Genomic DNA, 9,673 nt, shown 5'->3' with positions numbered 1-9,673 from the left:
CAAATTTTTGGAGTTGCTGTATAATCTGCTCCGAGCGGGATAGATCTTTACGTCCTTAAAAAGTTTTTGCAACAGAACCTTTTTCTATTCGGTTGTAGGAAAGCCTTTAATGAGGGGGTGGTGTTACTAAACTGTTGTAATATGGAAGAATCAAAGTTAGATAAACAAGTGAGTTAAAGCTCTGTCATGACTGTTTGGCTTCCTGTTGTGTGTCCAGATTGTGGTTCAGATAATATCATCAAACACGGAAAATCACCGGAAAGGAAACAGCGCTATTTGTGCCGGAACTCCGACTGCCTTCGCTGCACTTTTATGCTTGACACCCAACAAGCAGGGCGAAAACGGGAAGTGAAGCAGAAAATTGTAGATATGGCTTTGAATGGAAGCGGTATTCGAGACACGGCGCGAGTATTGCATGTGAGTCCAGCAACAGTGATTAGAGAATTAAAAAAAAGTCGCCACAACTTGAACAAGTAAATCAAAGTTTGTTAAAGACAATTCAGGCGACAGAAGTGGAGGTAGAAATCCGACGGGTTGAAGAAGAAGCCCCGGAAGGGATTGAAGAAGCCCAATTAGATGAGATGTGGAGTTATGTCGGTAATAAAACTAATCAGAGGTGGTTGTGGCATGCCATTGACCGTCAAACCGGCCAAGTTCTTGCTTACACTTTTGGACAACGTAAAGACGAAGTCTTTCTTCAGCTCAAAAAGTTATTAGAGCCGTTTGGAATTAAGAATTACTGTACGGATGGTTGGAGAGCTTACGAACGTCATTTACCGACAGAGAGACATCAGGTTGGCAAGAGAAAAACTCAAAGAATTGAACGGAAACATCTAAGCTTAAGAACAAGAATTAAACGACTGACTCGAAAGACAATTTGCTTCTCCAAGTCTGAGGAAATGCATGACATAGTTATTGGTTTATTTATTAATCGGTATGAATTTGGCTTAAATATTTAACAACAGTTTGATAACATCACCTGGAACTCTACCCAATGGTGAGTGAGGAGTATCAGAAAGGATACATCTGGGGTGTCTATGTAAAACCATCCTATCGAAGGCAAGGAGTTGCTACAAAACTGATGAAAGAAGCGATGATCTACTTGAAGGAGATTGGTTGCACAAGAGCGGTTTTACACGCTTCTGATACGGGGAAGTTGCTCTATTCCAGCCTCGGTTACGCACAGAGCAACGAAATGGTGTTAAGTCTCACCTAAAAGGAAAATTGAATGATTGATAAGTTCAACACGATCTTGTTGGATATGAACGGCACCTTCATGTTTGGTGCCGATCGATTTGGTGCAGATGAGGATTATTCTGTCATTTATCGTCAACTTGGCGGAACAATTGAGGCAGAGCGAGTGAATCAACTGATTCGAGCAGCCTACGAGTACCTGGATAATCGCTATCATAAGCCACAATATCGAGAAGCGTTCCCTAGTTTGCGGGACGCATTTGTGAGCGTTGGAAAGCATGACCAGTTATCGGAAAGAGATTTAGACCTTTTAGTGGAGACGTTTGCTCATCACGAATTAGGTTATGTTCCACCCGAATATTCAGCAGCAATTAATCGGGTATCTCACCATTTTCGGCTAGGTTTAGTCGTCGATATTTGGGCACCTAAAACACTTTGGATTGACACACTGAATCAATGTGGCGTTCTTCCTGTTTGTCAGTCAAGCTCGTTTTCGTCAGATTGTGGAATCGTAAAGCCATCTCCGCGTCCATTTTTGAAGGTGTTGGAGGAGATGCAGGTCGCTCCGCCAGATGCAGTAATGATTGGTGATTCAGTGAGACGAGATTTGGGTGGAGCAACAGCAGCAGGAATTAGCTGTATCCTTGTGGGAGGTGCAAAACATTCATCTGCGCTTGGGGCTGTAGCCAATCTCATCGACTTGGTTGAGTCGGTTGGGTCAGACAACTAACACGGCGTTGGAACGGCGGATGAGAGCCTCTGCTGCTAGGTTGAAGCTGGTTCGTCGCCGCTCAACTCTGCCGTTAGACCGCAAGACCCCAGTTAGGACAGTGCTGTAAGATTACTGGTGAGGTAAAGAATTAACTGAGATTGTCAGTAGGGCGATCGCTAGATAGAAACTGTTAAACCAAAACATGGTACAAGGAAACATTAGGGTTATCGATGCTAAAAGCAATAAAGCTGTCCCCTTGCCAGTCACTCCAGGTACTTCACTGCTGGCTGCGACTCCGTTTCAATTCTTGAGTGAGTTAAATATCGATCGCCTCTCAATGCCAGCGTGTGAAACACCTGAAGTAATTGTTTACGATCATCTGCTGACATTACAGCTAAGTCCAGAGTATTTATTTGAAACAAGAGAAGAAGGACAACTCAAACAAATTCATAAAGGGGTTGGTAGTGTTACGCTTGCCCCATCAGGATTCAGATTTTGGGGTAGATGGAATAAAGATGTTGAGATCTTAGGCGATCTCCAAGAAACAAAATACCTATGAGGCAGGTCGGATAAGGATATCCCATTTGGGCAAGAGTGGATTGCGTTCTAAACGCTGCTCAATCGAGCGCATCGCTTTTTTCGTCAAGGAAATACCTGTCTGATAAGTCTTGAGATTTAACTTCACCGTGGGATGAACACCTTTCGCTTGTCATACTCTGTGCCCATAGAAGCATGGTCAGAGCATCTGTCAGTTTTGCTCCATTCCAGTGCTTCTCTAGAATCCCCCAGCAGCGCTCGATGGGATTGTACTTGCTGTGATACGGCGGGTAGTAGAGCAGGTGAATCGGTTTGCCTATCTGGTCAACCAACTCTACCATCCGTTTGAGAAACTGTGTGCGAACACCGCTACTTTCTGAACCATTATCCACTTTGAGTTGGATGCTTTGAGTCTGCTGTTGCTGGTTAGGCGTGAGGTCGTTCCACCACTCCAAGAGCGCATCCACCATAAAATCGCTAGTTTTGCAGGAGCTACCAAAGATCAGGTGCATTTGTCCGTTATCCTCATCCACGATGCCACAGGGGATATACTTATCCCCCGTCCCAAAATCATGGTCATCGGCTCGGTTGTCTCCTCGGGTTTGACCCCCACGAGCCAAATCACCAACGTTGACTGTAGCTTTACAATCCATGCTTAGGCGTTTGATGCTGTTGCTGTCTGCTTTTTGGCCATTGGCTTGGATGTTATCGAAGATGGCATCTGTTTGGGGGATTTTTTTTGGGGTTTGGCTTTGACCACGGGTCGCAAACGGTAGCCCATGCGATTCAAAATCAAAGCCATTGTGCTGGAAGCTGGTACTTGTTTCTCTGGGTAGCCCAAGGACTGGAGTTTAGACTAAGCAACAAGAAATGACCCAGCAACGCTGAGTTGAAAAGAAATGGGCTTCAGGTACGAAAATCTACAAGACTAAGCAGATACTGGTTGCTCTTTGCGGGGCTTAGTTGTAGTTTTTTTGACTTGGGGATAGCGAATTCTACGTTGTCGTGGTTGTCCGGCTTTCCAACCTGGGGACTTTCCGCGCGGTTTGGGCAAACGAGCAGGAGTACCAATTGCCGCTAAAATGCTCCCCATTGCCTGAGCAACCCTTCCAGGGGTCATTTTGTCTAATGATTTCTGCCAAGGCAAAGGGTTGTCAGCTACAATATCACGCGCTAACCATAATTCCCAAGTTATGATTGGCATCAGGTCACTCCAACGCTCACATTGCTTAGGGGTACTTAGCTTCGGCAGTGTCCAGTGTAAGCGTTGCTTGGCAAAACGATACCAATGGTCAACCGTAAAGCGACGCAAGTAAAATTGCCAAACTGCTTCTAGTGGAGGCATTTCCTCTCCTACCCAAGCCAACCACAAAGGTTTTGCTGCCTTGGAGTTGCCCAGCCGAACGACACGCTCAACTCTGATGAGAGACATTGGACGTGTTGCAGTTTTACGAAAGTGTAAATTTAACCACAAGCTAATCTTGACCTGTCCTAGTTTTGGATGATTCACTTCCAAACTTTGAGTCACTTCGCTCCATGTAGATGGCTCATTCAGCTTGAATTTGTCACCATGTTTCCTGGGTCGCCCCTTGCCTGAGTATGCTGGCGGTGCGCCCCATAAACATAGATTTGAACGCAAACGTACCAGAATATCCGCTTTAATATTGGCAGTCTTTGAAACGAAAGGAGCGCATCCATACTCACTATCCCAAACCGAAATCGGTCTGGTGGGTAAATGCTCGCACACTTGTTGTAGTTGCCAAGTTGCTTTCTCTATCGGGTTTTCCCAACTGGTAATTCGTTCATGTCTTAAAGGTAATGCCCAACTGCCCGAATTCTCTGGTATCCAAGCAATAGTACTATACCCCTGACCAATCGTAATTGGTTTGTTCCCTGCCACTGTGGCACTACAGTGTTCAATTGTCCTCTCTTGTAGAGTGAGTGCATCAGGTCTCGACCAAGCAGTGTGGTCGCCAGCCAACAACAAACGACCCTGTATTGGCATCTGTTTGATGTATTGCATCAGTTTCTGTCGCTGTGGTCTGCTATCTTGTAATGCTTCGTAAATACTCGGCCACTTGCGTCTAAATACTAATGATAGTGATAAGTCTGCCAAACTGTAGGCATTACGAGTTAGCAATATTGCATCTGTCAGTTCAAATGTTGCATCATGCGCTCTACCTAAGTAGTTGTACGCTGCTTGACGAAATTCTTCTAATTTGGCACGTTTCATATTGGCAGATGAGAGTTGGTGGTTCTTCTCTCAGATTCTGCTAATAGGGGGACTGTGTTCAAGCACGTCCCCTATTTTCTTTGTTGTCAGCAATTTAGTCTAAACTCCAGCAAGGAGCGCAGTTGCTCAATCGCAGCTGCTGCTGTCAAGCGAGTGTAGGCAATGGTCGTCAGAAAGCTTGGGTCTTGCTGTGCATGAGCCTCAGCAATTTCTCGTAAACTGGCTGCTGCTTCTGGAAAACGTTCTTCCCAACTCTTGTTTCCGCCACAGGCAGCTTGGGCTCCGATACAAGTTATCCCTGTCCGCTTTTCTGCCAGTCCCAACTCCACACTGTTTCTTCCCCAACCAAATACCGTCTCAGTTAATCGGGCACTACCACCACAGTATTTCAAAGCCATTTCTGCTTGAAAACTGCGTCTTGCCGCTCCCAGTAGTTTAGAGGCAGCTAGCCGTAGATCTTCAATTTGGAACTGTTGCAGCGAATACTCAGGGGTGAATGGCTCCAAGGCTTTGCTCCTAAAAGGTTGAGCGCACAATTGCATCTTAGTTCAACTGGTATTCTGTTTGATAGAAACCGCCTTAAATAGAGCCATTCTCAATAAAATGCTCGTTCTTGAAAAATATGCTTCAATGTAGCACAGAGCATACGAATTTATTACGCTCCCATTTGACAAAGGCAAATGTCACACAATAACTGGAACGAGCAGCTCGTCTTTAACCACAACTCCGATCTTCGGGATTGCTGCTTTACCAAGCAGGAAAATGCTCTCATTCTAAATCTTGTTTTTCCATTTCTTCCCCAGCTGCACGGTAATAGGCAGCGATCGCCGCTTCTTGTTCGCCGCGTAGGGTATAGCGTCGAAAAGCTTTCTCGCTCTGATGTCCGGTCAATTTTCTCGCGTGGGTGGGATCGACACCCATCAGCAACAATTCGGTGCTGTAGGTGTGACGAAACGAGTGTGGATGTAACTGGGGAATTTCTGCCAATTCGCCGATCTTTTCGATGGCAAAATAAATGCCGTGATAGCTCAATCGTTCTCCTTTGCGAGTCGCGTGATGAGACAGAATCAAGGGGCGATCGCTCGTTATCTCTTCTCCTTGTTCTTCACGCCAGAATAAATATTTATTGAGTGCATCACGGCTCTGTTTTCGTAGCGGCACTAATCGCGGTTCGTTGGTCTTGGTGTCTGCCACAAAGATCAGCCTACCATCGAACGCACCCACATTGAGACTGACAATTTCGCCCGCCCGCAAGCCGTGACTCAAGATGTGGAGTAAAGCTAGATCCCGTTGTTGCGTCTCGCCCAGATACTCGGTTGCCGCCCAGATTTGCCCTACTTGCTCGGCTGTCAAACTTTGGGCAGGGGGTAAAGGAATCTTCTCTAGCTTCACACTGGCAGTCGGATTGACAGCGAGGATGTCGGGATAAGCCTGCACCATCCAACCAAAAAAGCTTTTGAGCGTGGCGATCGCACTGTTGATACTGCTTTTGGAGAGCGATCTGCCCGATTGAGATTGCACTTCCTCCACTAAATAAGCTTTGTACTGGGCGATATGGCGCGGTACGATCTCACCCCACAGCAGATCGGTCCAAGCAATAAAGCGCCTCAGTTCTCGTTCGTAAACCTTGCGCGAGTTAGGTGCTAAGTTGTTACTGTTGATAAACTCTCTAACTTTAGTCACGCGAAGATCGGTTAGTGCCGTCCCAATTTTGGCAGGTCTACCCCGTCTGGGTTGAGATGGGGGCACAGCATCCAAGCGATCGGAATTAAGGGAAATCACTTTGATGGGTGGTAGGCGATCGCGATTATCCATATGTACAAATCTTTCAAAAAATAAAAATGGTAGCCTCACGATATGAGTAGCACCAAGGCTGCATAACCAGACTCGCTATATCAATCGTTATACAACGGTGGTTTATCGTCCAGCAAACAAGCATCGATCTCGCAAGTACGCCTTATAGAGCGTCATATTCCTCTTTAAGCATTCCACGAGCTTTGGTCGGTTGGCAAATCATTTCGGGGATCGAGTGCGCGAATGCGTCGGTTTTCGCGATCGTTCCAGCGCCATAGAACGATATTGACACCATTCATATCACGTACAGAGGGAACTCTAATTCCCGCATAATCTTCAGCAATCAGTCGCGATGCTAAATCCCAGGTTGGCGGGCGCTGTTTTGAAATTAGCCAAATCTCTTTCCAGGGACATTTGAGGGTATCTAAGCTAACAGAGCAGATCGTCTGCACCTGGGGATCTGTTAGATCGACAATTCCTTTGACATCGACATCGTAGGCGCAGAGAGTCCCTGGACGAATACCTAATTCTTGCTCGTACTCCGAGATTGCCGTGATGTAATCCTCGGAGATGTACAGTGCTTCCATACCAGGTTGGTTGAAACGTCCGCCATGACGAGCTGCTCCTACACCACTTAATGGTTGATAAGCCCATTTGGGCGCTAGCATTCTCCAGCAGCGACGTTTTAGCTCAATCGTCGGTACATTCAAGCGTAGACTCCATCGCTCAGCATCGCCAAATGCTCCAATACTGCGTCTGCGTGTCCTGCTGCAACTAGTTCTTCAGCAGTCTTATTATCAAATCCACTTAAGGGTTGATGGCGAAACCAGACAATGGCACGAGTGCGATCGCCCACTAGTTCTGCGGCAACAGTGACGATCCGCGCAATTTCTCCCAAGCGCTGCTGCACTTCTGGGGATTCTGGATGGCGAGTCAAAGTATTGCGATGAAGTTGTGTCAGCTGGGATAGTCGCGCTAAAGAAATATGTAACATCTGCGAGAGAAGGTGAGGAGAGATTACGCCTTTGTGTGGCTCCATCACCTCGGCTAAAAATGGAGATAGCATCGTTTTATGCATAAAGTGTGCAATACATTTACATTATACGCATATTTAAGCCAACTATTATTGTGCGTACCAGCGTCAGTCAAGTAAAAAGCTGAAATATCTAGATTAGATCGGGATCTTCACCTAATTCCCGCAGCTTTTGCGCCAGTCTCTCCGCCCGTTGGCGCTCTGAGGTGGCTTGTTGTTGCTCCCTTGCGGCTATTTCCTCTGGTAGTAAAACTAAATTGAGCGCGCGATCGTAGAAGCGCAGCCAATCACAAGTTCCGGTGGGTGGTTCTCGACGGATACTACCATTCCAAGTGCCCAGCCACAATTCTAAAGTTTCGCACCACAACCAACCGCGATCGTTCGGGATCAGAGGCTGGTAGCCACGTCCTAATTCCAAGTGCCATCCCACCAGCGAATCGGCAGCAAAAGGATCGTATATGAAATAATCTGGAGTGCGGAACACCCGTTCGTACAAATCTTTTTTCACTCCGCGATCCACATTTGCCGTACTGGGTGACAGTAATTCGACAATGACATCGGGATAGCGACCGTCTTCTTCCCACACCACCCAGCCCTGGCGCTCCCGGCTACCGTCTACATCCAAGGCAACAAAAAAATCAGGACCGCGAAAGTCACGATTCATCGCTTGATTGCGGCTGTAGTAGACGAACATATTACCGCCCGCGAAAAAGTCTGACCGCTCCGAAAGCGCTGTGAGTGTCGAATCGATTAACACGTTCATGGCAATTCGGTGGCGGTTAGTCTCCAAGGGTTCTCCATCGTCAAAAACGAGATCGCTGGGTGGTTCTGGTGCTAGCCAGTCTACTACAGACTTTTCCTGCCCAATTGCGGTTTCGTGGGACATGGTTGGCTGAAGGCAATCTGCCTCATCGAGGTGAGCAACGAAAACCGAGTTGGTCAACTTATGAATTGGTCAACTTATGGTTTCAGCTTTCCCAGTATATCACCCTCGTTATATAAAATAAGTTATAATTATCTTTTATCCGACTATACTACGACTAAATTAAAAATAGTACAAATGTTCTAGTACAGAGCTTGCTGAAGTTGTATAATACAGAAAATTGTCATCGGCTTTGCGTTTATGCCTTCGCTCGATCCTACGATGAACCTTTACCTTGAGGGATATTTATGGTCGGACGTGCATTCAGCACTCTCTAACAAAATTCACGGTTGTGCTAGTGCCGCTACTGCAAGCGGTAGTGCCTTGGAAGCGGAAAGTTTTTAGCGCGATCTCAACTGCACCACTATGAATGCCATACAAACAACAAGACTTTTTACCGTTAATGAATATCGCCAGATGGCAGAATGCGGCATACTCAAACCTGAAGAACGCACCGAGCTCATCGAAGGGCAAGTAATTTTAATGGCAGCACAAAAACCACCGCATGCAGCAATTAGCGACAACATTGAGAAATATTTCAGAGTGTTGTTTGAAGGGGTGGCAGCAGTGAGGAGCCAAAAGCCAATTGTTTTAAGCGATCGCACTGAACCAGAACCGGATATTGCCCTAGTACGAATGCAGCCTCGCAACTACTACGATCGTCACCCTACTGTCGAGGATCTGTTTTTGCTAGTCGAAGTGTCAGACGCAACGCTGTCGTTTGACATTAATCAAAAACTTGCTGCCTATGCACGTAGTAGGGTGAGCGATTACTGGGTGGCAGATGTGAATGCTGGATGTATTCGGATTTTCCGCCAGCCGCAGAATTCCGAATATTTGCAGCAGTTTTTCGTTCATCCAGGCGATCTGGTTACAGCCTTGGCTTTTCCAGAAAAGAAAATTGAAATCGGGCAGTTTTTTCCGAGCTGATACAAAACTTAATTGCAGCACAGCCTCCAGGCGTGAAGGAATCTCAGCATCTCTCTACTTGGAGACACCGCCGTAACCACTTGCTCCATTGAGAAAGTAGTCATGTCCCGCCCCAGTCAAGAAAAATGCAGACTTTGCTCGAAACTTAGCATCACTGAAGCCAAGCTCAAACACGGACTCGTTGGCGACCGCTGTTGGGATGACGAGCGCTGCCACAATCGCCGCTCCTACTATCGCCATCGTGGGGTGCGAAACTACAATCGCAAACAGCACCGTCGAACAGAGCGATCTCCAGAACAATTAGGAACGAGCGCAGCA

At 46.7% G+C, this 9,673-nt stretch carries 13 protein-coding genes and 3 pseudogenes; 7 read left to right on the top strand and 9 right to left on the bottom strand.

Annotated features, from left to right (window positions below; all coding sequences use genetic code 11):
- The first annotated feature begins 186 nt into the window (after nucleotides 1-186).
- The 4 genes from DSM107010_RS43265 to DSM107010_RS31015 all read left to right on the top strand — a co-directional run bounded on the left by DSM107010_RS43265 (nucleotide 187) and on the right by DSM107010_RS31015 (nucleotide 2,465).
- A protein-coding gene (locus DSM107010_RS43265) for an IS1 family transposase (RefSeq protein ID WP_422387907.1) occupies nucleotides 187-959 on the top strand; the annotation gives its coding sequence in 2 pieces (ribosomal slippage) (nucleotides 187-445 and nucleotides 445-959; 774 coding nt in all).
- A 35-nt stretch (nucleotides 960-994) separates the two neighbouring features.
- On the top strand, nucleotides 995-1,216 hold the full coding sequence (locus DSM107010_RS31025; protein WP_106171207.1) for a GNAT family N-acetyltransferase: 222 nt from the start codon (nucleotides 995-997) through the stop codon (nucleotides 1,214-1,216).
- A gap of 12 nt (nucleotides 1,217-1,228) precedes the next feature.
- Nucleotides 1,229-1,924 carry an HAD family hydrolase gene (locus tag DSM107010_RS31020; protein ID WP_106171209.1) on the top strand — a complete coding sequence of 232 codons (696 nt, stop codon included), beginning with the start codon at nucleotides 1,229-1,231 and terminating at the stop codon, nucleotides 1,922-1,924.
- 184 nt (nucleotides 1,925-2,108) lie between these two features.
- Nucleotides 2,109-2,465 carry a hypothetical protein gene (locus DSM107010_RS31015; RefSeq protein WP_106171211.1) on the top strand — a complete coding sequence of 119 codons (357 nt, stop codon included), beginning with the start codon at nucleotides 2,109-2,111 and terminating at the stop codon, nucleotides 2,463-2,465.
- On the opposite strand, the gene DSM107010_RS43260 is transcribed toward DSM107010_RS31015, so the two are convergent.
- From DSM107010_RS43260 to DSM107010_RS30975, 9 genes and pseudogenes are all read right to left on the bottom strand, one after another.
- Nucleotides 2,460-2,552 (bottom strand): hypothetical protein, encoded by a 93-nt coding sequence (locus tag DSM107010_RS43260; protein WP_127024756.1) that lies wholly within the window; start codon nucleotides 2,550-2,552, stop codon nucleotides 2,460-2,462. The genes DSM107010_RS31015 and DSM107010_RS43260 overlap by 6 nt on opposite strands.
- Complete coding sequence (locus tag DSM107010_RS31005) at nucleotides 2,524-3,147, bottom strand: ISAzo13-like element transposase-related protein (RefSeq protein ID WP_422387908.1); 624 nt, start codon at nucleotides 3,145-3,147, stop codon at nucleotides 2,524-2,526. Before DSM107010_RS31005 ends, DSM107010_RS43260 begins: the two co-directional genes overlap by 29 nt.
- A pseudogene (locus DSM107010_RS43255) lies at nucleotides 3,099-3,296 on the bottom strand (ISAzo13-like element transposase-related protein); the annotation flags it as partial. The gene DSM107010_RS31005 and the pseudogene DSM107010_RS43255, both read right to left, overlap by 49 nt.
- A gap of 75 nt (nucleotides 3,297-3,371) precedes the next feature.
- A complete protein-coding gene (locus DSM107010_RS31000; RefSeq protein ID WP_106171182.1) occupies nucleotides 3,372-4,676 on the bottom strand; it encodes an NF041680 family putative transposase in 1,305 nt (434 codons plus the stop codon).
- A gap of 110 nt (nucleotides 4,677-4,786) precedes the next feature.
- A pseudogene (locus tag DSM107010_RS30995) lies at nucleotides 4,787-5,218 on the bottom strand (hypothetical protein); the annotation flags it as partial.
- 226 nt (nucleotides 5,219-5,444) lie between these two features.
- Nucleotides 5,445-6,491, bottom strand: coding sequence for a tyrosine-type recombinase/integrase (locus DSM107010_RS30990; protein ID WP_127024750.1), 1,047 nt, complete (start codon nucleotides 6,489-6,491; stop codon nucleotides 5,445-5,447).
- 164 nt (nucleotides 6,492-6,655) lie between these two features.
- Nucleotides 6,656-7,138 carry an RES family NAD+ phosphorylase gene (locus DSM107010_RS30985; RefSeq protein WP_127024747.1) on the bottom strand — a complete coding sequence of 161 codons (483 nt, stop codon included), beginning with the start codon at nucleotides 7,136-7,138 and terminating at the stop codon, nucleotides 6,656-6,658.
- Between the two features lie 38 nt (nucleotides 7,139-7,176).
- Nucleotides 7,177-7,536 carry an antitoxin Xre/MbcA/ParS toxin-binding domain-containing protein gene (locus DSM107010_RS30980; RefSeq protein ID WP_127024744.1) on the bottom strand — a complete coding sequence of 120 codons (360 nt, stop codon included), beginning with the start codon at nucleotides 7,534-7,536 and terminating at the stop codon, nucleotides 7,177-7,179.
- A 100-nt stretch (nucleotides 7,537-7,636) separates the two neighbouring features.
- Nucleotides 7,637-8,389, bottom strand: a complete 753-nt coding sequence (locus tag DSM107010_RS30975) for a Uma2 family endonuclease (protein WP_127024762.1) — start codon at nucleotides 8,387-8,389, stop codon at nucleotides 7,637-7,639.
- A gap of 237 nt (nucleotides 8,390-8,626) precedes the next feature.
- Here DSM107010_RS30975 and DSM107010_RS38905 point away from each other — a divergent pair, with 237 nt between their 5' ends.
- The 3 genes and pseudogenes from DSM107010_RS38905 to DSM107010_RS40945 form a co-directional block, all read left to right on the top strand.
- A complete protein-coding gene (locus DSM107010_RS38905) occupies nucleotides 8,627-8,770 on the top strand; it encodes a hypothetical protein (protein WP_158631908.1) in 144 nt (47 codons plus the stop codon).
- A gap of 21 nt (nucleotides 8,771-8,791) precedes the next feature.
- The gene (locus tag DSM107010_RS30970) at nucleotides 8,792-9,355 is read left to right on the top strand and encodes a Uma2 family endonuclease (RefSeq protein WP_106171665.1); all 564 of its coding nucleotides are present in this window, start codon (nucleotides 8,792-8,794) and stop codon (nucleotides 9,353-9,355) included.
- 102 nt (nucleotides 9,356-9,457) lie between these two features.
- A pseudogene (locus DSM107010_RS40945) lies at nucleotides 9,458-9,673 on the top strand (hypothetical protein); the annotation flags it as partial.

Source organism: Chroococcidiopsis cubana SAG 39.79 (assembly GCF_003991895.1).
Lineage (GTDB): Bacteria > Cyanobacteriota > Cyanobacteriia > Cyanobacteriales > Chroococcidiopsidaceae > Chroococcidiopsis > Chroococcidiopsis thermalis.
Note: the sequence above shows the minus strand (reverse complement) of the source record. Positions and strands in the feature narration are given on the sequence as shown.